A 24517-nucleotide genomic window follows, 5' to 3' on the forward strand; every position below is an offset into this window, starting at 1 on the left:
ATTGTTAAACTATCCGTTTTAGGACTATTTGGCATAAATCTGACAGCTTAAGAGGTTATAACAAGGTCATGAGTACGTTAAAAATTCCCCTATTTCCCCTGCACACGGTTTTATTTCCAGGGGGGGTTTTACCACTCCGTATTTTTGAAGCCCGTTATTTAGACATGGTTAGCCATTGTTTACGCACTGGGGGTGATTTTGGTATCTGTTTGATTAGAGAGGGTAATGAAGTAGGTGAAGCAGCAACAACGCATGAAGTTGGAACGCTGGCAACCATTATCGATTGGGACCAACGTTCTGATGGATTGTTAGGGATTGATGTGCAAGGGGGGCAACGTTTTCGCTTGTTATCGCATGAAGTTTTATTAAATCAGCGTATTGAGGCAGTTGTTGAGCTTTTAGCGGATGAACCTGCCATTGGACTACCTGAAGCACAAGCGTATTTAGCCGCATTATTGGCGCAATTTATTGAACAAGTTGGACGACCTTATAATCAAATGCTTACTTATTATGACAGTGCCAATTGGGTCGGACAGCGGTTAGCCGAATTATTGCCTATGGCACATGCGCAAAAACAGTATTTATTAGAACTGAATGACCCATTACAACGGTTGGAAACGATAGAACATGTCTTAAAAACGCTAAACGTCCGTTCTTAAGCAATTTTTTAAGCTGGCATAGCTTTTGCGGAGCTGGGAGTAAGTATGACCCGATGGTGTGAATGGAGTCTTAACAATGCCCCGCAAATTGTCCTATGTAATCATAATTTCTTTAATTATCTTTCAGTTATTTACACGCTATGCCATTGCTGGTGAATATTACAAACTCTATATAAAAACCGACCCTGCGGATGCAGAGATTACTATTCGTAATATTCGCCCTAAATTTCAACAAGGCATTGCTTTAATAGCAGGGCGTTATGAAATTTTGGTTACCCGTCATGGGTATAAACCACATCGGGAATGGATTTTCTTAAAATCGCAGGCAACAACCATAACGGTTAATCTTATCGCGCTAACCCGTCCAGAAAAAAAATATACCTTACAATTAGATATAACCCCTGCTAATGCACAAGTGCAATTAACCAATTCAAACAAGCAAGTGATAAATTATCAACAAGGCTTGTGGTTATCCCCTGACCGCTATGAATTGCACGCTTATAAAAAAGGCTATCCTGAACAACGTCAATGGTTTACTATTCAAGACAGTGATGCGCATTTAAAAATCCGACTGGATAGCCAACCCCTTGCCATAGAAGAACCCGAACCGCCTGTACGTTATGCCTTACACATCAATCCCCAACCAAATACAGCGAGTATTGCCTTATTAAACCAAAAAATGACTTTTCAACAGGGTATCTTGTTAAAGCCGGGACGTTATTTATTACAACTCAGTCAAAACAGTTACCCAACACGGCAGGAATGGATAGAGATTTTTGACGAGGATTTAAACCTGAATGTTGTCCTGTCAAAACCTAAAATGTGCTTTAGTCAAGGAAACCATTATTTAGTGCTTGAATTTTTTGGCGATGTGGTGGAAGGGACTTATACAACGGCAAGCGATCAGTATTATCGTTTAAAAGGTGTGCAACAAGCACAGACGATGGAAATAAATATGTTAGCTTTATTCGTACAGAATAAAGTGATGAAGGAACTCAATACTACCTTGTTATGGCAGGCAGGGGATATACTGTTAGTGATGGGTGAAAAGCAGCTCCGTTTTAAACAACTAAAATGTACGATGGACATTGCTAAACCCTAACGCATTTATTTCTTGCTTGTATTTATCACTAATTACGAATAAACACACTACTATGCTCTGGATTAAATCCTTTCACGTCATTTTTATGGTGACATGGTTTGCGGGATTGTTTTACTTACCGCGTTTGTTTGTTTATCACGCGATGAGTCAAGATGAAGTTAGTAATGCACGGTTTAAAATCATGGAGCGCAAATTATTTTATGGCATCATGACACCCGGTGCGATTATCACGCTAATACTGGGATTGTGGCTATTTTTTGGTTATGGTTGGTTTGCTGCTTTACTAAACCGCGCGCCTCAAACAGGTTGGCTACACGCGAAGCTGTTTTTTGTCTTAATTCTCGTTCTTTACCATGTTTACTGTTGGAAATTTCTACAAGATTTTAAATATGATAGAAATTATCATAGCCATGTCTTTTATCGTTGGTTTAATGAATTTCCTGTCCTTGTTTTAGTTGCTGTCACCATCCTTGTGATTGTTAAGCCTTTTTAGCGGTTTAGTTCAGCACACGCTCAGCACTTTCCAAAAAACAAGGAAGATAAACAACGGATACCGCTGCTTTAAGCAACAGTATCCGTACTACTTTTAGGCATCTAGGCGTGTCTGAATCTTCAATAAATCCGCATTCAGACAGGCTTGTAACCACTGGCTGACTGCTTTTTCTAATTGCTGTTTCTCTGAATATGTAATGGTATTAGGGTCAAAACGATACCGCTCATGTAGCAATAATAATGCGTCCATCTCTGCTGTTTGTAGCGCGGGATGTTGCAGGCGTTTAAACCAATTGCGGGGCGTTTCTCCTGTTTGCCGTTCATATCCTTGTTGCTGTAAATACGTTATTACCTGATAAAACGCCGAGTCTGCCCCTTTATCCACTTTAGTTTCTGTGGTTTTTGCAGGCGTGGATGCTGCCTGATGCTTAACGCGATTTTTAGTGGTTAATCGCCAAATTAGCATAATAAAAAGCGGCAGTAATAACCATCCAAACCAATGTTCGCTGGTTGTGGTTTCTTGCCACCGCCATGCAGAAAATTGAAACCATAGCCATGACCCTAAATCATTGACGGTTTGCCACCACGGCATTTGCGCCGTTTCTAACACTGTCCAATCGGCGGGCGTTGTATCTAAATCTTGCCACGCGCCATTAAGATAAACCAATGTCCACGCATGTGCATGACGTTGCCGAACAACATAACGATTTTCAAATTCATTATATTCTTCTACCGCAAAACCCGCCGCATAACGTGTGGGTATGCCTGCTGCACGGAGTAACAAAGTGGTTGCGGTTGCAAAATATTCGCAATGTCCTTGTCGTTGAGTGAGTAAAAAATCAGCCAATGCAGTTTCATTTAAACGCTTTGTTTTATCACGTTTTAGCGTATAAGTGAATTTATTTGTAAAAAAGCGCGTGACGGTTGCAATGGCTTGTTCTGGTGATTGTTTTTTTAGCCCTAAGTCGCGTGCTAATTTTTTGAGGACATCTATTTCGGTTGCGGGAATAGATAAATCACTGTCTGTGGGGGGCGAATCTAAAACGGTGGAGGTTGTTGTGTAGTGGGTAATATAATCAACCCATTCAGGTACTTCACTAACACGTACCGCACCATAACGGTTATATTCGACGTTTAAAGCGGGTAACTGTTCAACTTGAAAAGTGCCGATTGGTAATGAAAGTATGCCTTTACCATATCTGGTATAGCCCGCTATCTTAATGGTTTCTTGGGTTTTTGGTAGGGTTTTATCTTCTAAAAAAGTCCATGTGTTTTTCACTTGTGGGACATTTTCTAGTTTATTAAATGATAAAGATTGCGCGCGCCATGTTGAACCTATATAAAGGTTATAGCTCGCTTCACGTAATAACAGCGGGTAGCTTGCATCCACGCGCAATAGAATGCGTTCTGATTGTTTAAGCTCTTGAATATCTCCTATTGCCGTTGTTTGCCGATAAGGGTCGCGGTCTGCTAATAAATCGTATTCAAACCATTGAATGACTAGCTTTTCAATTTCTTGTTGTAACTGATATAAGCCCAATTGTCCTAAAAAACCGAGCGTTCCAATCATAATAAGCAACACAACCCATTTTTTGGTTGCGTAATGAGTGGGGCGGACATACCACAAGCCCCAACTGATAAGGCAAAACATCCCTATAAAAAAACCACTGCTCCGCTCGGTACTTGCCGCTAATAAACACAGCATAATGTAGGGGTAGCATAAATTAAAACGCAAGACTTCTGCGGGCGGTTTTTTATCATCTACACGCCGCATAGAAACAAATAAACTGCTCACCCGTATTGAACCGACAGAGCTATACCGTTGCGCACCAAGGAGTAGGAAAAACAGCGGTGGTAACCAATTTAATAAAGTAAATAAACCATGTATAGACTCTCGGCTAAACAGATAAATGGCTAACCCTATCCATAAAAACGAGGTTAAATCGGATAAGCGATTAAATTCTTTGTCAGATAAATCCCATCGCCAGTTTACCCAGCGTACACCTTCTATAATCAATGCCATAGGAATGGCCAATAGCAATAAATGGCTTTGCCAACCCCAAAACAATAAGCTCATGCCTAATAAAAATGGGGGAGGAGATTTTTGCATTATCAATAGCCTAAGTATTTAATTTTTAGAAGATAACGGAAGTGTAGCTAAGCCTTCGGCTAATTCATGACTCAGCAACACCCGCACAGCGGGGAAAGCGATAGGGTCTATATCCACAGGCTCATGACTAACCAGTAAAACCAAAGAAAAAATAGGTAATGATTGTAAAAAACGCACTAATTCTTGTCGTCCTGCATCCCATTGCAACAAAATACACACACAACCACTAAACGAATTAACCTGTTGTTTAACCAGGTTTAATAAATGCTCAATTGTTTTATCTGCACAAATATCCACACAGGCTAAAGTTTCTAATAAATCGCTGGTTTGTGCTAACCCTCGCCCACTGCTGAAATGGTACGTTTGTAACCCTACAAACATTAAATCTAATAATATTTCATGACTACGCGGTGCGCAGGTGATGGAGGCGGCAACCGTCACGGCGGCTTCAAATAAAACCGTGTGTTTTGTCGTTGTAAACGTATCTAATATCAACGCATGACGCACATAATATTCGTCTTGAAATTCTTGTACGACAGGTTTACTCAATTTCGCCAGACTTTTCCAATGAATATGACGTAAAGGGTCACCTGCTCGATACTCGCGCAAGGCATAAAATTCTTCGGCATCCCCAACCGACATCGCTAAATGTACACCGCCACGTTGATAGCGGCGCGAACCCGATAGATACAAATTTCCAACAGGATAACGTTTTGGCAACACCAATAACGTATCAGGACATGCTGCTGTGTATAAGCCATTAAAAATGCCAAAAGGGTCAGTACGCGCAAAGCTCATCCCTGTAAAATGTACATATCCCCGTCGTAATGGAATCATACTAACGTCAGCATGAATCTGCGCAAGCGGAATACAATTCGGTAATACTATCGGTTCAATCGTTGCGCCACGACTCATTGCCATTAACCATATCCAGCGAGGATAGCCGATATAATTATCAAACCAGTTTAATTTTTCCTGATAGGGGACTTGTGTACTGACAAAGGTTGTAAAAGAAGGCAGCGCGATATGAATATTTTCAAATAACACCAATCCCATAAATGGGTTAGCCGTTTTATTTTCAATAGATACTCTATAGTGTAATGGCTCTCCAACTGTGGCAAAACGTGGCAATTCCCGTTTAACAACCACGTGCAGACGAAAAAATAAACTGTATAACGTGGCAAATAACAACAACGCGAATAAAACAGAAAACAATTGATAAGCAAAGGTTTGTCTTGTATCAATACTAAAGACGCTTGAGGCAACCAATGTACCTAAAACTAACAATCCCGCTTGGGTGAAATGGCGACGAACCCAACGGTCCGTATTGTAAACAAAGTGGAAGTTATAAAAGAGAAAGCGACGCATGAATAGAATGAACCATGATGTGAGGCAAGACAGCAAGAGTATGCACAATTTATTCGTTTATGGCACATTAAAACGCGGACAAACCAATCATTTTTTTTTAGCAGGATTACCCGCTAAACTTGCCAAAGCTCCGCAAATTGTATTACACACGGGTAAAGATTATCCTTTTGCACGACGTGGTAAAGGCATTACTTATGGTGAAGTTTATTATATTAACCATCGCTTACTAACCAAGATAGACCGCTTAGAACGTCATCCCGATTTATTTCAACGAGAATTAACAACCGTTATTCTGCTCCCCAAACGTATTCATATAGAAGCATGGATTTATCTACATAAACAAGCCCGCCGTCACCCGCGCGTCATGAAAGGACATTGGCAAAATAGATAGTTTTATCTACTTGATTATAAAAATAGTTAAGCGATAAGCTGTCAAGGCAAATTAAAAGCCACCTGCATCAGAACTCTCAAGATTACCCAAATTTGCAAACTTTAAAGATAAAAATAACAAGGATGCCACCGCTTCAAGTGGTGATATCCGTCTTAAAAACCATCTGAGAAAGCAAATAGCTTAGAATGGTGAAACACAAATACGGATGAATAACTCGCGCTCACATCTAAAAAGGCAACACATACCATGTCCCGTATTTTCTCTACCCTAAAGCGTCATGCCTTACGAACACTATTAAGTTTCTGCATCTTAGCTTTTTTTATCGCACATACAACGGGCGCAAGTCGATGGCATTTTATTGACGACCTAGAACTCATGACATACGACACACGCTTACGGATGACCATGACAGGCACACATAACAACGATATTGTTATTGTTGATATTGATGAAAAAAGCCTAAGTCAAATAGGACGTTGGCCTTGGAAACGCAACGTTGTTGCAAAACTCATGAATCAACTATTCGACACCTATAAAATTAATTTATTGGGGTTAGATATAGTCTTTGCCGAACCCGATGAAAGTTCAGGCTTACACATCATGGAACAACTGGCAGAAACCCAATTTAAAGACCAACCAACGTTTAAAACCACACTAGATAGCTTAAAGCCCAATTTAGATTATGACCAACTCTTTGCAGACAGCCTAAATTTTCGTCGAATTATTCTAGGCTATAGTTTTGATTATCGAGGTAATACCCATGCGGGTGTGTTACCTACCCCAGTGTTTAACAAAGCGGCAACAGAAAAAGCACAACAAGAATATGGTGTTGGTCTTATAGAAGCCAATGGCTATGTTGCCAACCTCCCTATCTTTCAAGATAACGTCGTTTCTGCGGGACACTTTAATGTTATTCCCGATGGAGACGGTATTGTTCGTCGCGTTCCCATGCTCAATGCTTACAATGGAGAACTGTATGAATCCTTAAGTCTTGCAATGGCTAGAGTTATTCTTTCAGAACCTTTTGTAGAATTTGGTACAGTAGAAGCCAGTGGTTACCACAGCGTTGAATACCTGCGCTTAGGCAGCCTTAAAATTCCCGTCGATAACTACCTACGCGCCTTAGTCCCTTATCAAGGCGAACCCGGTTTATTCACCTACGTCTCTGCTGTGGATGTACTTAATGGCAATATTGCCCCAGACATACTAAAAAATAAAATCGTATTACTAGGCACAACCGCACAAGGGCTTTTAGACTTGCGTCCTACCCCCGTTGCGGGTGTTTATCCCGGTGTAGAAATTCATGCGACGCTATTATCGGGGCTACTCGGAGAGCGCATCATGCAAAACCCAGTCTATGCGACAGCAATGGAAATTATGCTATTACTGTCTATAGGCGTGGTTATGATTATTATTCTCCCTATATTCAGTCCATTACTAGCAATGGGCGGCACAATCATCGTCATTCTATTCATGTTTTGGCTAAATGTACGCATTTGGGAAGAATTACGCCTTATCTTTCCACTCGCCTCAACCTCACTACTCATGCTCTCCCTATTCCTATTTAACATGAGCTATGGCTACCTTGTAGAAACACGACGCAAAAAACAACTCGCAAATCGCTTTGGTGAATATGTTCCTAAAGAGCTAGTCGATGAAATGAGCAAAGACCCAAGCCTAAATCTCTCAATGGAAAGTGAAAATCGAGAAATGACCGTATTATTCTCTGACGTGCGAGGGTTTACTACCATCTCAGAAGGCTTATCCCCAAAAGAATTATCTACACTAATGAATGCCTATCTTAGCCCCATGACAGAAATTATTCATGAATATCGTGGCACTATCGATAAATACATGGGCGATGCCATCATGGCATTTTGGGGCGCACCCTTACACGATGCACAACACGCGACCCATGCGATTGAAGCGGGTTTAAAAATGCTTAAGCGACTAGACGAAATCCAAGCCAGTTTTCAAGCACGTGGCTGGCCACCGATTAAAATTGGTGTCGGTTTAAGCACGGGGATTATGAGCGTTGGCAACATGGGTTCTAGTTTTCGCATGGCCTATACAGTGCTGGGCGATGCGGTTAACTTAGGGTCACGTTTAGAAGGCATTACTAAACAATACGGAGTCAGCTTTGTGGTGAGCGAAAATACATGTAAAGCCGCCCCAGACTACTTGTATAGAGAATTGGATTATGTGCGCGTCAAAGGCAAAGATAAACCCGTTGGTATTTTTGAACCCCTTTGTTTACGTAGTGAAGCCTTACAACAAGTTCTACTTGAATTAGCTTTATACGAACAAGCATTAAAACAATATCGACAACAACAATGGACACTTGCACAACAAGCCTTTACAAGATTATATGAACAATATCCTGAACGAAAATTGTACAAAGTTTACCTAGAACGCATTGACTATTTTCAACAAAATCCACCCACTGAAGCATGGGATGGGGTTTACACTTTCACAACGAAGTAGCGTACAGAGTAATAAATACAAATGTAATAGATTGAAAAATATCCATCTATTGACAACAGAGATTTTTTATTCTTCCCAAAGACATAACCAAAACACACAAAAGGGACAACTTCAATATCCGATTCAATACAAAAATCAAAGCCAAACGATTCACTGTCCCTGTGCTGGTTTCTGACAAAGCCAGTGAACCGTCGTAGGTATATGTTACGGTTTGTCCATCAGGACGGTGCGTTATGGTGCGAAAATATGCACCTAACGCGTTTTATGCTGGCTTATTATTCTTGCCGACTTTGAAAATTTTGGATTGCGCCATTTAGTCAAGACTTACAATCAAGCATTTGTGCCCGTTCTTTTAACTTCTCTATTATCTCAGAGAAATCACCATTTTCTCTTTCGATAATTTCAATTTCTGAAGGAAGATTATGAAGTAAATTTGTTACCTTAAAGATACCTTTATAACCCTTTTCACTGTAAGAGAAATAACGAATATCTAGAAATGCTTGACGTATCAAATCATAGGCAAGAGCGCGGTTATCCATATTTTTTAATCCATATCATAAAAATCGGAATAATCGGGCGTGTGTTCGTCAACAGGGACTTTTGTATCAGGTGTGATACAACTTTTAGGGTCAAGACTTCGTTCTTTAAGTTCTCTGAGTCGTGAGTTACCATTTACGCTGCCTGTGCTGGTTTCTGACAAAGCCGGTGAACCGTCGTAGGTATAGCTGAGTGCGCTACCATCAACAGCGGTTAAACTCGTGATTCATCCTTGTGCATCATAACTGAGTGTTTGTGTGTGCCATTGGGACGGTGCGTTATGGTGCGAAAATATGCACCTAACGCGTTTTATACTGGCTAGATTTTTTCTTTTTCAACTGATATCCATATTTTTCTGCGTTTAAAATTCCTTTAGATACCATTTTTTCTAAAATCATAGTAATCTCATTTTGAGGCACATGTTTATCAAGTGACTCTAAAAACAAGAATAGCCTCCAACTATCTATATAATATGGATTTGTAAAACAAGTATGCATGTCTACTACATAATTTGGCTGTAAAGATTTCCTTCTAAAATACAGACCAAGTCCATGTTTTCTGAATTTCCACCGTTCAGTACGAATATTAACTACTCCTTTTCTGGGGAAATCTAGTAACAACTCAAAATCATTAATATTAGGAAATTTTCTTGTAAATGCACGAAGTAATTGTCTCTGTAATTCAATAAAAAAAGATACATGGACTATAAAATGTGCAGCGGAAATTTTCTTACGCATAATCAGTAATCTCTAACTCGTGCTTCAGCAGCGCGCATCATCAGTTCATCACCAAATTCTTTGTGGGTCATAACTGAGTGTTTGTGTGCCATTGGGTAGGGTTAAACTGTCTAAATGTCCTTGCGCATAATTAAGTGTAACGGTTTGTCCATCAGGGCGGATAATTTGCGTCAGTTCTTTGTCCACATTCCAAATATATTGAGTTTGTGGGGCGGTTATCTCGGGTAAAACAGGCGGAATATACGCCGTTTGATAATCCACCTAGTGGCGTAATTGAGGTGGTATTGGTATTGTAAGTGAAACAGTGCATTGCGGGCAAAAATATGCACCTAACGCACTTTATGTTTGTTTATGGACATAAATGTATTCCTCATTAATCATATTGGTATCTGAGCAGGCATCAGATTCATAATAAGCAACATTATTTACTAAAGGGGTACAAATACAAATTGCCGATATTTTAAAGAGCTTACTTCTAACATATTCCACAATGATATTGCTCCCTAATGGGTCTAATCCATCAAGAGAAAATATGAGAACATCAGAATGGCTACAAGCTATCTCAATTTCAATCAATAATCGTTGTGTGCAACTTAAGAACTTGACCGTTGTAGATGCAAAAATATTCATGCTACATAATACTTCCTCAGCTTGATAAGTACTTAAATTCGCAAATGTCTTCAAATAATCAAGAGCCGTTTTTTTATACCATTTATATCTAAAAAATAAGGAGTCATTTAAAAATAACAACACCCCCACTCTTGATGGTTTGCCAAAAACTTTTAAACTATTAGTGCGATACTTTTTAAGTAACATATTAAAGACAGTATTTATTTCTGCTTTGCAGATATTTCTTGGTAGCTTTATGCATAGAATTTTATTCTTATATAAAGTAAATGCTGGTATTACGATATCTCCAATAACCACACAACTACATACCATCTTTACACCAGCATTTGACACCATAATAATTCACCTTATCTTCCATAAAGTTAATGGGGTCATTCCCCACATACTCAAATAAATTAGCACTCCCGCCATCGGGTCTTTACTCGTCCACCGTCCCGTTTCCGCCTCATAATCCCGTGCGCCAAGCCGTGTGAGTTTGGTATCAATATCATACAACCCACCCGCAAACCCAAACGGTTGAAACTCTGGATTGGTATCTTCAATGATGTTGCCGAATGCATCGTAATTTAAGCGTTGCGCAATTAAGCCTGTTTGCACATCGATGATTAAGCGCGGACTGCCTAAGTGGTCGGAGATAACTCGATAAGTATTGCCGTTTTTGAGGATGTAATCAGGGATATTCGCTTTTGAAGCATAGACAAATCTGGCAACAACTTCTTCATTACCGTCTAATTGCGCAACGGGTTTGAGTTTGCCTTGATAGATAAAGCCTTGTGTTAATACGCCATTGACTTTTTTACCAACACGGCGGTTTTTGGCATCGATGATGTATTCAATGGTTTTGTTGGGTTGTTGGACTTATCGTAATGGTGATGTGGACGATGCCACCCTACTTGGCTTACTATTCACAAAAAACAGGTTGCTTATGACACAACCAAACATGCCAAAAAAAGACTCTTTCTTTGCGTATCTCTTCAGTCCCCCCATTATAAAGCTCACTGCCTTCTCCTGTTATTTCTCCCAACATCGTATCAAGTAAATCAATGACTAAATCTGGAGAATAGTGAGTAATATCCTCAACACTTCCATCTTCAAAAACATGAGGGGAATTAAGTCCTAATCCTGGATAAGGTAACACTCTCCTATCGTCCATGTATTTAATCAACGCAGGAGCAACGCTGACATCTAGTGTTTGGAGTTGGTCATAGGCTTTATATACTTTCTCTTTATCAAAAATATCCACTAAAAATTGTTTTACTGTTAACTCCTCATTCAATGGATTTTGATTTAAATAATCGTGAACTTTTTTTACATCGGTTACTTGTTGGAGAATTTCTTGTTTTACCATTCGAGTGAAAGCTGTCTCTTTGGAAATGTCTGTGATAGCTTTTGACCAATTAAAGAGAGAAATTTCATCAGAATCAGGTGATTTACCCAAAAAAACAATACAATCTTGCTTAAGACAGTTTTTAAATAAGCTTTTATGTTTTTCAGTATAAAAAGTGACTTCTTGGTCGGTTTTAAGAATACTGCCTTTAAGTGTACTAATTATTTGAAAGTCTGCGGTAAATGAATTATCAGTTTCAGAAAGACCCGTTACCTTCCCTATGGTGATAACATTAGCACGTACAACCGCCTTCCATAATGGCACATCTATCGGTTGTTCAATGTTGGGGATAATAAAAAAAGTGAAAACTAACGTCGTTAGGAGTAAATTTGTCATAATGCATCGTAATTTAAACGTTGTACAATTACGCCCATTTGTACATCGATGATTAAACGCGGACTGCCTAAATGGTCGGAAATGATGCGGTAAGTGTTACTATTTTTGAGAATGTAATCAGGGATATTGGCTTTTGAGGCATAAACAAAACGAGCAACAATTTCTCCATGACCGTCTAATTGGGTAACGGGTTTGAGTTTGCCTTGATAAATAAAGCCTTGTGTTAATACACCATTGACTTTTTTACCGACATGACGGTTTTTGGCATCGATAACGTATTCAATGGTTTTGTTGGGTTGTTGGACTTGGCGGAGGTTGCCTAGGATATTGTAGTGGTAAGGTGGGCAATGCTCACCCTACTTAGCTTAGCTATATTTGCCACATTCCAGCATGGGGTAGAGTCAATGTTTGTTTACCTTTATGTTCTAACGATATTGCTTTCGCTAATAATAGGATATGTGCACCTGCCACAGGTTCTATTTCTAGTAGAACTCTTTCAGCGTTTTTTATCTCTTGAAGTACACGCTCAACTGGTTTCCACAAAAATTGCTTATGTTCATCAGCATATTCATGACCACCAAGTAGAAAAAAGAGCGTATTACGTAACTCTTCAAGGTTAGTATTATTCTCATTGAGTAAGCAAATCTCGTATATGATATTTGATAAATACAACTGAGTGAAACTAAATTCACTGACTGAATGGGCAGTTAGAACCCAATAATTTTGCTCATGGTCCAATATTAAAATAGATACATCATGCTCATGAGTTGCTTTGATAATAGAAACAGCCATTATGTTTGTTTCCATAAATCTACTGAAATCTATCATGACTATATTTTTTAACCTTATAAAGTGAGTTCTAACTAGCTTTTTACAAAGAAAATTTGCGGTACTAGAGTAAAGATTTTGCTGATTTATTAGACAATAACCCCAACTCTAGTACTACATTTATCTTACTTAATTACAACACCTGGACATCTTGCAGGGTGACCCGAGGGAAGTGGACTTACAGGACGACCAGGGTGTTCACGTATCCCTTTGTCCCATTCATGCACGTGAGTATCCTTTTCCCCTTGATGAGGTTGATCGATATCTACTTTAGGGTTGCCCGCATCGTCATATAATCTGGATCTTCTTTTTCCATCAACCCACTGTTCAGGAGGTCCTTTACGGGGTACATCCTCATCCTTAAACATGATGATATCAATGATTGAACCAACCCCATAACCAATAGTGCCGCCTACCGCAGCACCAATTGCAATTTTGGTAGGAGTTGCAAGGATATTAAGTCCACCTGTGGCAGCATCTACAGCAATTGAACCTCCTATAGCAACAGTAGTACCAATGGCAGTTCCAGCCATTGCAAATGCTTCAGCATATTCCAATCCTGTTGGGTCAATAAAATTCACAGGGTCACTACCGACATACTCAAATAAATTAGCACTACCGCCTTTAAAATTAATCGGGTCTTTACTCGTCCACCATCCCGTTTCCGCCTCATAATCCCGTACACCAAACCGTGTGAGTTTGGTATCAATATCATACAATCCTCCCGCAAACCCAAACGGTTGAAACTCAGGATTCGTGTCTTCAGTGATATTGCCAAACGCATCGTAATTTAAGCGTTGTGCAATTACGCTTGTTTGTACATCGATGATTAAGCGCGGACGGCCTAAGTGGTCGGAGATGACGCGGTAGGTATTGCCATTTTTGAGAATGTAATCAGGGATATTGGCTTTTGAGGCAGAGTGAACAAGAGGGTTTAGGTCTTATAATCCTTTTTATAATACAAAATAGAACAACAACTTCATCTCTGGTCAACGTATTTAACTCTTTGTTAAATAAATCGCTAGAGAGATTTCCTATGTTGTTAAATGGCATATCATAATGAAAATATAGAATAAGTATTTCATTTTCACTTAAAAACCATTTAATAAGATAACACCAAAGAAAAAATTGAATGTGCCATTCTAATGGTCTCATATTGTCTATTAACAAAAATTGTTTCATTAGGCTTCGTGCAACAAAAGGGAATAATTGCCTTTTTTTTGCACATAAAAAAATATCCTGATGGGAAATGAGAAAGACTTTCTGTTTTTCTGGTGTTACGTTATATATCTCCTTTATGCTCTGAAGATGAGGAAAGAAAACTAGATGCACATAAAAAATAAATGTTGTGCCTATTAATATGAATAATAAGGATAACAAGAAAAACACTTTTCTCACTAATATCATCTTTTTATATTTCTTTGACTTGCCGTTAGAGCTTTGTTTAAATTACCTGGTAACCTGTGTACACCAAGGTTTTTAAATAGACCAATACCATCAACAACACTGGAAACAGCATATGCACAATATCCACCTATTTGTCCTCCACGTTCTTCCATGTTAGTAGCAATTGTTTGTTCATCTTCTTTTGTTGTTGGAAAGATTATAAGTGTTACTTTACTATCTATTGCATAGAAATCTATGGTATTACTTAAAGTTGCATCTTGATCATAAGTTATATCATTTTCTCCTTTTATTCCATTTTGGCCATAACTACCTACTGGATCATATAACATAGGTCTTCCATTATTTTCGATAAAAACGGCAGCATGTGAATCAATGGGAAAATAAAATAAAAATCAGTGGTAATTAGGAAAATGGTCTCTAGCCCAAGCGGGTCAATCCAATTAACAGGGTCACTATCCACATACTTAAATAAATTAGCACTACCACCTTTAAAATTAATCAGGTCTTTACTCGTCCACTGCCCCGTTTCCGCCTCATAATCCCGTACACCAAGCCGTGTGAGTTTGGTATCAACATCATACAACCCACCCGCAAACCCAAACGGTTGAAACTCTGGATTGGTATCTTCAATGATGTTGCCAAATGCATCGTAATTTAAGCGTTGTTGTACATCGATGATTAAACGGAGACTGCCTAAATGGCCAGAGATAATGTGGTAGGTGTTACCATTTTTGATAATGTAATCAGGGATGTTTGCTTTTGAGGTATAAACAAAACGAGCAATAATTTCTCCATGACCGTCTAATTGCGCAACAGGTTTGAGTTTGCCTTGATAGATAAAGCCTTGTGTTAGAACACCATTGACTTTTTTACCAACCCGACAGTTTTTGGCATCAATGACGTATTCAATGGTTTTTGTGGGAAGTTGGACATGGTGGAGGTTGCCTAATACGTCGTAGTGGTACGGCGTGTTATTTTTAGTCAGCAATTCGCCATTTTTGGTATAGCTGTAAGTGTTTGTGCCGTATTGCAATAAACAGTCTTGGATATCGTAGCTGGTGGTGTTATTGAGGCGGTTTCCATTGGCATCATAAAGATAGGTTTCTGCGTTTAGTTCTCTAAAGAGGTTGTTAAAAAACGTTGGAATAATTCAAAAGTTGGTGCGTTACAGTGCGAAGATACGCATCTAACCTACCCTATGCTGGCTAATCACTAAAGCAATACATATTCTTTCCTTGAGATACACCAAGAAGACAGATACTTTTTATTAGCTCCAATAAAATATTTAATTTATCATCTGAGCTACAACGAATAAGTTCATTAAGTTCTGAGATAAATACTTCCATATCACTGCAAGAAATAATCGCGTCTTTATAGTAATCAGACATGCGATAAAAACGTGACTCTTTCTTTATTAAAGATTTATTTTTTACAAAAATATAATCATGCATACTTTCTTCTAATTCAAATAGATGTATTTCAGTCCGTTTTTGAGATGTACCTAAAAAAATAGAATATGCCATTTATTCTCCTTATCTAATCTGAATTTGACAGATATAAGAAATGGATATCATTACCTTAAATATATGATATCCATCTACCTGAACTAACCTGAAAGAACCATTGTATCAACGTTATTGTGAGCAAAAATCGATAACATCCTGTACATCCGACAGCGGATTGAAAAAATCAACTCCTTCTCCGAGCAAATTATCACCAAAAATTGCTACTCCTAGAGTAGCTCCAGGTACTTTATAAGTCATTGCTGGAAAAGTTGTAATTACTTCATTATGCTTATCTACTGTTTCTCCTTGTGTTCCAATTTTACGTCCTAAATCCCTTTCATATAGGGTTCTTCCATCTGGTTGGATAGTCTCTACATCAGGATTTTTAACTACTTTATTAGCATTTTTTTCTATTTGGGATGGGTCGCTAAATTTTCTTTTGTTTTGCCAGCTTGGATTATGACGATCAACATGTCTTCCTCTAATATGGTTCCACGTCTTTTTTGTAAAATTGATAGCTAAACCAATTTTTCCCAATCCATTCAGGTCAACCCAATTCACAGGGTCGTTAGCCACATGCTCAAACAAATTACTATCGCCCCCCGCAAACCCAATCGGGTCTTTACTCGTCACGGTTGAAACTCTGGAGATGTATTTAACGGTTTTACTGGGGAGTTGGACTTAGCTAATACATTGTAGTGGTTGAGTAGGGTGTATAAACGCGTTGGAAGTTCAAAAGATAGGTATATGATGCTGAGCTACATCCTACATTTGTTAGCTTTTAATGCTCTTGTTCATCAGGGTTATTTGGAGCAATACGAGCATCATCGGGTAGGTTCAGCACCTATGCCATCTTTGATAGTATCATGATTTGCAAAATAGTTTTTACTTTACAGTAAGTTACCCGCCTGTCATATTCATATAACGCAGAATGACAGGGCTACGGGTTAAATCAAAATCATGTCCTTTTGGCTTAATTTCCATTGCGTTAATAATGGCTTGTTTTAGCGGTTCAATATCGTATGGATTAGCTCTAATAACACGCCGTAAATCTACAGAGTGTTCTTGTCCCAAACATAATAACAAACGCCCTTCTGTTGTTAGGCGCACGCGATTACAGGATTCACAAAAATTATGACTGTGTGGCGAAATAAATCCGACTCGGGTTTCTGTATTGGGAATGCGGTAATATTTTGCAGGCCCGCCTGTTGTCTCTGTCGTCGGAATTAAGCTAAATACGGAGGTTAGCACTTGGCGAATTTGGTCGCTGGAATAATAAGCGACAGCACGGTCATGTTCCCCAATGATGCCTAAAGGCATTTCTTCTATAAAACTAATATCAATCCCTTTATCAATCGCAAAATTTACCAAATCGATTATTTCGTCTTCATTCCGATTTTTCAGAATCACTGTATTCAGTTTAAGGCGTTCAAAACCAACTTTTAATGCCGTATCTATGCCTTGTAAGACCGTAGAAAGCTGACCTACACGTGTAATTTGCGTAAATCGTTCTGCTTTAAGGCTGTCTAAGCTGATATTGATTCGCTTTACCCCAGCATTTTTTAAGGGTTGTGCCAATGTGTGTAGATGTGAACCATTTGTTGTTAAAACCAATTCTTTTAAGTTGGTTAGTTGTCCCAGTTTGTCAAACAGTTGCATGACATTATTACGAACTAATGGTTCACCGCCTGTAATCCGAATTTTTGTTACCCCTAGTTCCACAAATGCACGTCCAATCAACTCGATTTCTTCCAGCGTCAACAATTGCGCGCGCGGCAAAAAAGTCATTTGCTCGTCCATACAATAGACGCAACGAAAATCGCAACGGTCAGTAACAGAAATACGTAAATAATTGACCTTACGATTGAATTTGTCAATAAGTTGGGTTGTTTGCATTGTTATCTAGTTCTCACAAATTTGGTGTTTTATTTCCGAGTGTTTTTGTAAACTAATTATAGCGGTTTTTCCGTAGAAAGCAGGGCGAACACGGCTAATGAACGGGCTAGTCATCCAGTTCTAAACATGGGCGTTAAAACAGTAGAAACAAGAGGCAAATAAGGTAGCTAATTATGCAATAGATTGATTACAAGATATAAGTAATCAGAAAGGGAATAAGCAAAGATGGCGGAGAAGGCGGGATTCGAACCCGCGTGGAACATTACGCCCCCAACCGATTTCGAGTCGGTGCCGTTATAGCCACTTCGGTACTTCTCCGTACAAGGCAATTGAGCTGATTATTCTAATCGTTTATATATAACACAACAAGCACAATGCCGTGTTTATGATGCAACTGGTTAATTTTTACCGATGTTAAAGTTAAATCCAGCAGGATTTTTAGTATTCTGTGTGTGTTACGAATTTTAAAAATCCTGTTGGGACTCGGATTAATTGGTTTCTATCGCCAAAGCAATAACATTCTTTGTCGGATGACTGCTCCAACGCGCGCTTAAGCGGTCTAATTCCGTTTGTAACGCTCGTTCATGACGATAGATTGCAACTAAACTGTTAATGGATTCAATAACAACTTGTGGTTTATCAAGGTGTATATAGTGGCTGCTGTCATGTACGATTAAATGTGCGCTATGTGGGCTGTGGCTTGCTAAATCATCTTGTAATTCTTGCCATAAGGCTTCTAATTGCGCACCCCGTGGATTGTTTTGCCATGCTTGCGTGCCACGCGAAATAACCACGAGGGGAACAGTAATTTCTGAAGCATTAAACACTTCTTGCGCACTCGTTCTCATTGATGATACTTCGCTGAGTAAACTGCCGTACATCCGCTCGGTTGCTAGCATCCGCTTGGCTAGTTCTTGCTTGTCTGCGGGTAAATTGTTTGGAATTAGGGGACGACTTAAAAAAGCGATTTGCGCGCCTGTTGTGGGTGCAAGATTTTGCTGGGTTTCTTTAGCAAAACGGCTAAATTGTTTTTCATGTGATGCATCCACTAAAACCATGCCTACGGTTTCCGCAGGGTGGTGGCTGGCAAATAAACGAACGTTGAAACCGCCAAAAGAGTGTCCAACCACAATGTAAGGGGGGGCAAGATGCGCATTTTTTGCGAGGGTAAATAATTCTTCTGCAATGGTTGAGCTAGTCCGTGGTGATGTACCAGACTCGCTCCAGCCATAACCTGCTCTATCGTAGGTACAAACACGGGTATATTGTGCAACCATTGGTTGAATTCGTGACCAGTCAATAAATGTTCCGCCCAGACCTGCATCCATTAAAACCACAGGTGAGCCTTCCCCTGTACAGTAAATATGTAATCGATGATCCCCCACAGAAACCAAATTACCGGGCATGGTTAAACCTTTTAATTCAGCGGGCAGTGTTTGTGGCTCTTGGGCGTGAATGAAGGTTGTATGAAGAATTCCAAAAAGGAGTATGAGCTTAAGATAAGCCTCAAAGGCGTGTTGGTTACGCATAATAAATCCCCTGCAACTACAATGGGTTTTACAAGGTGTAAAACACCGTATAAGGTTACAACCCATCACAAGGATTATGCCAATATTCTATTTTATTAATTTATAATCAATTTTATTTTTAAATTAAAAAAACTTGTGTTTTTTGCGCAGTAAATGTGTGTAAATCGAGATAATCTGTGCTTTTTTTGTGCAATGCACAATAAATTTGGCGCAAAAATTTCCGTTATTTTAGTGGGGATTAACCTGAGTACTTGTAAACGTATTAAAAAAAGGCGTTGCGACCAACGTTGTTTTAAGCGGTGGTATTTATACTATTTTTGCGGGTGATTTGTTGAGCGTGATAAAGACGCGATGAATTGCGTCTTTATCAGACTTTATCAGAGAGGAAATCGATTATTGTTCTAACATTTCGACACGAATTTTCTTTACGTGTCCATGAATACCTTCTAATGCTTCAATTTGCGCGATAGCTTGGTTAACCTGTTTTTCTAAAACAGCATGTGTTAGTAAAACAATAGGCACTTGGTCAACATCATCTGGGGGGGCTTTTTGCATGATGGCTTCAATGCTAATGCCACAGTCCGATAAAATTCGTGTGACTTGTGCTAATACACCTAAGCGGTCTAACGCAGTCATCCGTAAATAGTAAATACTTTCAATATCGCTGATGGGTAAAATAGCAACATTGGATAACGCATTGGCTTGAAACGCTAAATGTGGGACATGATTTTCAGGGTCGGTTGTCAGCATTCGCACAACATCCACTAAATCAGCAACAACCGCAGAAGCAGTGGGGTCTGCGCCAGCACCTGCACCATAATAGAGCGTTTGTCCGACCGCATCACCACGTACCACGATGGCATTCATCACACCATTGACGTTAGCAATTAAATGTTGCACGGGAATAAAAGTAGGATGCACACGTAATTCAATGCCTTTCTCTGTGCGTTTTGCAATACCTAATAGTTTGATTCTATAGCCTAATTCTTCTGCATAACCGACATCTTCGCGGGTAATTTGTGTAATCCCTTCGGTATAAACCTTGTCAAATTGCAGGGGAATACCAAAGGCAATCGAGGCAAGAATGGTCAACTTATGCCCCGCATCTATACCTTCCACATCAAATGTTGGGTCAGCTTCTGCATAGCCTAGGCGTTGCGCTTCGTTTAATACGTCCGCAAAATCGCGTCCTTTGTCGCGCATTTCACTGAGAATAAAGTTACTTGTGCCATTAATAATCCCTGCAAGCCACGCAATTTGATTCCCTGTTAATCCTTCACGAATTGCTTTGATAATAGGAATTCCACCCGCAACAGCCGCTTCAAATGCGACCATTACCCCTTTTTGTTGGGCGGCGGCAAAAATTTCATTACCATGTAAAGCAATTAAGGCTTTATTGGCGGTAACAACGTGTTTTCCATTATTAATAGCTTTTAAAACAAGCTCTTTTGCCAGTGTTGTTCCGCCAATTAGTTCGGCGATGATGTCAACATTGGGGTCATTGATGACATCAAAAGGTTCTGTTGTTAAAGTAATTCCATCCGTGTGACATAGGCGTGGTTTGGTTAAATCTCTCGCGCTAGCATGGGTTACAACAATGCCACGTCCTGCACGCCGTGAAATTTCTTGTGCATTACGTTGTAAAACATTAATTGTGCCGCCACCAACTGTGCCGAGTCCAAGTAAGCCGACTTTGACTGGGTTTAACATGCGATTTCCTTTTTTAACGCCGTTTAATGACAAATAATGAATGGATGATTCAAAATTAACACTGCCTCTTGTGGAGGGTTTGAACGATAATCATACCAGATTGTGTTAATCAACGCGGTGTTTCTCAAAAGCCGTGTACAATGTTCTGTTAAGGTATTTGAAGAGTAAATGATTTTTTAGGTGGGATATGCGGAATTTAGAAGATATTTAGACAAAAAAAGACCCGCAACGATTGCGCGGTGCGGGCTTAACAATGGGTTACCACTAAGTGTGATTGAATAGTAGGATTTTTCGCTGGGTTATACTGTGTTTAACAGGATAAGAGGTAGTATTTTTTTGACAAATGGTTTTTTCTGTATAATAAAGATGAGGGATTAATTATGCGATATATCATTAGATTAGCTGTATTATTTGTCATTTCTTTTGGGTTGGTGGCGTGTATGGGTTCAACCGTTAGTAAGAGCAATTTTGAGCGGATTGAGATTGGCATGACTGATACAAAAGTGAATGATATTATGGGTGAACCTAATAGAACAAAAGCGGCAGGTGTTACAGCGTTAGGTGTTGAAGCGTATTGGGAAGGGGATAAAGCAACGATTAAAGTACAATTTGTTGATCGATTAGTGTATCGCAAAGAGTGGATTGATAAGTAATTGTAATGGTTGTCGATGGATGATTTTTAAAAGATAAACGGATAACACCCGTTAAAAAGGTGATATCCGTGTCACTTTTACGAGAGACTTATTTATCGCGTTACAAAAAACGATTTAACAATGAGTTCTTTTTCTATCAATGGGATGTGTACATATTTCAGTAGTCGCCACGCTTTAGTTTGTGTGTTCTTCTCTACTGTTGTTGCATTGAGTTGTACATACCAATTTCCCTCAGCAAGCTCGGGTACAACACCTTCATAACGGTCATCGCCAACCCGCTTTAAGACTTGTGTCTGCGTATAATTCCCTTGTGTTTGATGAAAAAAGGAGAGGGTAATCATTTCAGGATATTGAAAAGTTGGCAGGGCTTTGAGCGTTAATAACAAAGGATTGTGTGGCTTATCCAGTTGTAAATAGGCTTCAAGTCTTTGATTAACGGCTTCTTGGTCTTGCGCTACGCTTATGCTGACGGCTAATCCATCATTATAATAATCACTAGCCGCCGTTACAGAATTAGGTTCGATAGAAAGCTCGGTTAATGGTGTGTGTACAGATTTTAACAACCGCCATTCTTTATCTGTGGTACTTTTATCGGTCTTATCTGTATTGAGTAATACATACCAATTGCCATCAATCAGTTCAGGAAAAACACCTTGATAACTGTCATCACCCACGCGTTTCAAGACTTGCGTCTGATCATAACCAGATTGTGTATGATGGAGAAAGGATAATGTGATGGTTTCAGGGTATTGATAGGTTGGCGATGCTTTTAGCGTCAACAATAAAGACTTGCTCACCTTGTCTAACTGTATATGCGCTTTAAGCCCTAGCGCAATAGCCTCTTTATCCCGCTCTAACGTCATATTAATAGCGAGACCGCTTTTATAATAGTCATCCGCAACCATTCCATCGTTAGATTCAATGGCTAAATCTAAGGTGAAAAACCCCGCAATAACAGCCGTCAGCGGAAAGAAAATAATAAACCATACAAAGGGTTCTTTATACCAACGGGTAAAAATTTTTTCTGTGGACATAATCATCTCAAGCGTTTTAAAGGACCTAAAAACCGTGCATCTTCTGTTACTGTCCAGTCAGGTTGACCCTCAACAGCAAGTGTAAATTCTATTGTATTGCTTTGTTCAGGAATATCGTCACGCGCAACATTAACACGTACAGGTAAATCCAACAAACTACTACCTGCCACCTCAATAATAGTGCTATCCATTTCTAACTGAATATTTTGCAAGCCATTGACGGTAACAGTAAATTGATGTGGGTGTATATCCTTGTTTATCAACTTTAACATATAGACGTTTTGAATTAAGCCCTCATTACTTTCCCGATAGAGCATATTACGGTCGCGCATCACATCCAATTGCACAGGCACACGGATAGCAATGGAATAAATCAGTAATCCAAATAACGTAAGCAATAATGTGGCATAAACAAGAATACGAGGGCGGAGAATATGCGTTTTATTACCATGAATTGCATGGTCGGTGGTGTAACGAATTAACCCTTTTGGGTAGTTCATTTTTTCCATTATGTCATCACAGACATCAATACAAGCAGAGCAACCAATACATTGATATTGCAAACCATCACGAATATCTATACCCGTCGGACAAACCTGCACACACATCGTGCAATTAATACATGAACCTAGATTTTTTGCTTGATAATCCTCGCCTTTTTTCCGTGAGCCGCGTGGATCACCCCGCTCTGCATCATAAGCAATAATCAGCGTATCCTTATCAAACATAGCACTTTGGAAACGGGAATAAGGACACATATAAATACAGATTTGCTCACGCATAAACCCTGCATTACCATAGGTTGCAGCACTATAGAAAAAAAACCAAAATGTTTCCCAACCCGAAAGATTATAAGGGATTAAATTATCCATTAATTCCCGAATGGGTGTGAAATAACCAATAAAAGTAAAACCCGTAATCAATGAAAAACCTATCCATAAACCATGTTTAGTAGCTTTAATCCGAAATTTCCGCGCGGACATGGGTTCTTTATCCAGTTTCATCTGGCGACTACGGTCACCTTCAACTAACCGTTCCATCCACAAAAATGTTTCAGTCCATGCCGTTTGTGGACAGGCATAACCACACCATAAACGCCCTGCTAAGGTCGTGAAAAAGAACAAGCTAAACCCAGCAATAATCAGTAAAAATGCAAGATAAATAAAATCTTGTGGCCAAAAAATCCACCCACCAATATAAAATTGGCGTGCGGGTAAATCAAATAGAACAGCCTGCCGTCCATCCCATTGTAACCAAGGGAAAATATAGTAAATACCCAATAAAGTTAAAACGCTAGTAATTCGCAAGCGCGCAAACAAGCCATGTACTTGTCGAGGATAAATTTTTTGGCGTTTAGCATAAAGCGACTGCTCTACATCCTCGGACGGAATCGCTTGCGCTTTTCCTTTGCGAACGTTTGGATATAACGTTGAGTTTTCAATAGGTTTCATAAAAGACTCATTTAACTTAAAGGGTGAAAAAGAATTTACTACGGGATAGATACAATTAACAAAAAACTATCGGAAACCATGCTTTTCATTATTGAAGATTAAAGAGCTTATGAATCATGATGTTAGAATGAAAAACAAGAAAATTACGGCATTAGTGTCTGTCAACTTGAATCGTTTTTTAAGCGGGATAACACGGCTTTAAGTGGTGGTATCCGTACTACTTTCGTGGTTTAAAAACGTTGATGCAGACAGTTTTTAATCAAAAAACAAA

At 39.3% G+C, this 24517-nt stretch carries 27 protein-coding genes and 1 tRNA gene; 6 read left to right on the plus strand and 22 right to left on the minus strand.

Features of this window, described 5'->3' with window-relative positions:
• Positions 1-68: 68 nt before the first annotated feature.
• The 3 genes from AL038_RS15825 to hemJ all read left to right on the plus strand — a co-directional run bounded on the left by AL038_RS15825 (position 69) and on the right by hemJ (position 2254).
• A complete protein-coding gene (locus AL038_RS15825) occupies positions 69-659 on the plus strand; it encodes an LON peptidase substrate-binding domain-containing protein (protein ID WP_062154449.1) in 591 nt (196 codons plus the stop codon).
• Between the two features lie 76 nt (positions 660-735).
• Positions 736-1761 carry a hypothetical protein gene (locus AL038_RS15830; protein WP_062154451.1) on the plus strand — a complete coding sequence of 342 codons (1026 nt, stop codon included), beginning with the start codon at positions 736-738 and terminating at the stop codon, positions 1759-1761.
• Between the two features lie 52 nt (positions 1762-1813).
• Positions 1814-2254 (plus strand): protoporphyrinogen oxidase HemJ, encoded by a 441-nt coding sequence (gene hemJ / locus AL038_RS15835; RefSeq protein ID WP_062154454.1) that lies wholly within the window; start codon positions 1814-1816, stop codon positions 2252-2254.
• A gap of 93 nt (positions 2255-2347) precedes the next feature.
• Here the strand turns inward: hemJ and AL038_RS15840 are convergent, their stop codons facing one another.
• The gene (locus tag AL038_RS15840; protein ID WP_062154456.1) at positions 2348-4363 is read right to left on the minus strand and encodes a transglutaminase-like domain-containing protein; all 2016 of its coding nucleotides are present in this window, start codon (positions 4361-4363) and stop codon (positions 2348-2350) included.
• A gap of 18 nt (positions 4364-4381) precedes the next feature.
• Positions 4382-5731 (minus strand): DUF58 domain-containing protein, encoded by a 1350-nt coding sequence (locus AL038_RS15845; protein WP_062154458.1) that lies wholly within the window; start codon positions 5729-5731, stop codon positions 4382-4384.
• Here AL038_RS15845 and AL038_RS15850 point away from each other — a divergent pair.
• A complete protein-coding gene (locus tag AL038_RS15850; RefSeq protein ID WP_083991551.1) occupies positions 5730-6122 on the plus strand; it encodes a gamma-glutamylcyclotransferase family protein in 393 nt (130 codons plus the stop codon). The genes AL038_RS15845 and AL038_RS15850 overlap by 2 nt on opposite strands.
• 246 nt (positions 6123-6368) lie before the next feature.
• Entirely contained in the window at positions 6369-8606 is a 2238-nt protein-coding gene (locus AL038_RS15855) for a CHASE2 domain-containing protein (protein ID WP_062154462.1), read from the plus strand.
• A 317-nt stretch (positions 8607-8923) separates the two neighbouring features.
• On the opposite strand, the gene AL038_RS15860 is transcribed toward AL038_RS15855, so the two are convergent.
• The 18 genes from AL038_RS15860 to AL038_RS15940 form a co-directional block, all read right to left on the minus strand.
• Positions 8924-9145 (minus strand): hypothetical protein, encoded by a 222-nt coding sequence (locus tag AL038_RS15860; RefSeq protein WP_062154464.1) that lies wholly within the window; start codon positions 9143-9145, stop codon positions 8924-8926.
• A 5-nt stretch (positions 9146-9150) separates the two neighbouring features.
• The gene (locus AL038_RS15865) at positions 9151-9306 is read right to left on the minus strand and encodes a hypothetical protein (RefSeq protein WP_161575472.1); all 156 of its coding nucleotides are present in this window, start codon (positions 9304-9306) and stop codon (positions 9151-9153) included.
• A 136-nt stretch (positions 9307-9442) separates the two neighbouring features.
• Positions 9443-9880 carry a DUF6896 domain-containing protein gene (locus AL038_RS15870; RefSeq protein WP_062154466.1) on the minus strand — a complete coding sequence of 146 codons (438 nt, stop codon included), beginning with the start codon at positions 9878-9880 and terminating at the stop codon, positions 9443-9445.
• A 48-nt stretch (positions 9881-9928) separates the two neighbouring features.
• Positions 9929-10141: a hypothetical protein gene (locus AL038_RS15875; protein WP_062154468.1), complete on the minus strand. Its 213-nt coding sequence runs from the start codon at positions 10139-10141 to the stop codon at positions 9929-9931.
• Between the two features lie 78 nt (positions 10142-10219).
• Positions 10220-10846, minus strand: coding sequence for a hypothetical protein (locus AL038_RS15880; RefSeq protein ID WP_062154470.1), 627 nt, complete (start codon positions 10844-10846; stop codon positions 10220-10222).
• 6 nt (positions 10847-10852) lie between these two features.
• Positions 10853-11347, minus strand: coding sequence for an RHS repeat-associated core domain-containing protein (locus tag AL038_RS19015; protein WP_083991552.1), 495 nt, complete (start codon positions 11345-11347; stop codon positions 10853-10855).
• Between the two features lie 64 nt (positions 11348-11411).
• Entirely contained in the window at positions 11412-12233 is an 822-nt protein-coding gene (locus AL038_RS15890; RefSeq protein ID WP_062154474.1) for a hypothetical protein, read from the minus strand.
• Positions 12230-12559: a hypothetical protein gene (locus AL038_RS19020; RefSeq protein WP_474117486.1), complete on the minus strand. Its 330-nt coding sequence runs from the start codon at positions 12557-12559 to the stop codon at positions 12230-12232. The genes AL038_RS15890 and AL038_RS19020 overlap by 4 nt, the downstream gene beginning before the upstream one ends.
• Positions 12560-12602: 43 nt before the next feature.
• Positions 12603-13025, minus strand: a complete 423-nt coding sequence (locus AL038_RS15895; protein ID WP_145917121.1) for a hypothetical protein — start codon at positions 13023-13025, stop codon at positions 12603-12605.
• A 161-nt stretch (positions 13026-13186) separates the two neighbouring features.
• A complete protein-coding gene (locus AL038_RS15900; RefSeq protein ID WP_083991553.1) occupies positions 13187-13963 on the minus strand; it encodes an RHS repeat domain-containing protein in 777 nt (258 codons plus the stop codon).
• Between the two features lie 501 nt (positions 13964-14464).
• Entirely contained in the window at positions 14465-14797 is a 333-nt protein-coding gene (locus AL038_RS15905) for a hypothetical protein (RefSeq protein ID WP_062154482.1), read from the minus strand.
• Positions 14779-15618 carry an RHS repeat domain-containing protein gene (locus AL038_RS15910; protein ID WP_083991554.1) on the minus strand — a complete coding sequence of 280 codons (840 nt, stop codon included), beginning with the start codon at positions 15616-15618 and terminating at the stop codon, positions 14779-14781. Before AL038_RS15910 ends, AL038_RS15905 begins: the two co-directional genes overlap by 19 nt.
• A gap of 55 nt (positions 15619-15673) precedes the next feature.
• Complete coding sequence (locus AL038_RS15915) at positions 15674-15991, minus strand: hypothetical protein (protein WP_062154486.1); 318 nt, start codon at positions 15989-15991, stop codon at positions 15674-15676.
• Between the two features lie 111 nt (positions 15992-16102).
• Positions 16103-16606, minus strand: coding sequence for an RHS repeat-associated core domain-containing protein (locus AL038_RS15920; RefSeq protein ID WP_062154488.1), 504 nt, complete (start codon positions 16604-16606; stop codon positions 16103-16105).
• Positions 16607-16873: 267 nt separating this feature from the next.
• Positions 16874-17869, minus strand: a complete 996-nt coding sequence (gene moaA, locus AL038_RS15925) for a GTP 3',8-cyclase MoaA (RefSeq protein ID WP_062154490.1) — start codon at positions 17867-17869, stop codon at positions 16874-16876.
• 226 nt (positions 17870-18095) lie between these two features.
• A tRNA-Ser gene (locus tag AL038_RS15930) sits at positions 18096-18187 on the minus strand.
• Positions 18188-18357: 170 nt separating this feature from the next.
• Positions 18358-19398 carry an alpha/beta fold hydrolase gene (locus AL038_RS15935; protein ID WP_062154492.1) on the minus strand — a complete coding sequence of 347 codons (1041 nt, stop codon included), beginning with the start codon at positions 19396-19398 and terminating at the stop codon, positions 18358-18360.
• A gap of 393 nt (positions 19399-19791) precedes the next feature.
• On the minus strand, positions 19792-21108 hold the full coding sequence (locus AL038_RS15940) for a homoserine dehydrogenase (RefSeq protein ID WP_062154494.1): 1317 nt from the start codon (positions 21106-21108) through the stop codon (positions 19792-19794).
• 380 nt (positions 21109-21488) lie between these two features.
• Here AL038_RS15940 and AL038_RS15945 point away from each other — a divergent pair, with 380 nt between their 5' ends.
• Positions 21489-21761 (plus strand): hypothetical protein, encoded by a 273-nt coding sequence (locus tag AL038_RS15945; RefSeq protein WP_062154496.1) that lies wholly within the window; start codon positions 21489-21491, stop codon positions 21759-21761.
• A 92-nt stretch (positions 21762-21853) separates the two neighbouring features.
• On the opposite strand, the gene AL038_RS15950 is transcribed toward AL038_RS15945, so the two are convergent.
• Together AL038_RS15950 and ccoG are read right to left on the minus strand one after the other, a co-directional pair.
• The gene (locus AL038_RS15950; RefSeq protein ID WP_062154498.1) at positions 21854-22795 is read right to left on the minus strand and encodes a FixH family protein; all 942 of its coding nucleotides are present in this window, start codon (positions 22793-22795) and stop codon (positions 21854-21856) included.
• A 2-nt stretch (positions 22796-22797) separates the two neighbouring features.
• Positions 22798-24246, minus strand: coding sequence for a cytochrome c oxidase accessory protein CcoG (gene ccoG / locus AL038_RS15955; protein ID WP_062154501.1), 1449 nt, complete (start codon positions 24244-24246; stop codon positions 22798-22800).
• Positions 24247-24517 lie beyond the last annotated feature (271 nt).

The organism is Beggiatoa leptomitoformis, assembly GCF_001305575.3.
GTDB lineage: Bacteria > Pseudomonadota > Gammaproteobacteria > Beggiatoales > Beggiatoaceae > Beggiatoa > Beggiatoa leptomitoformis.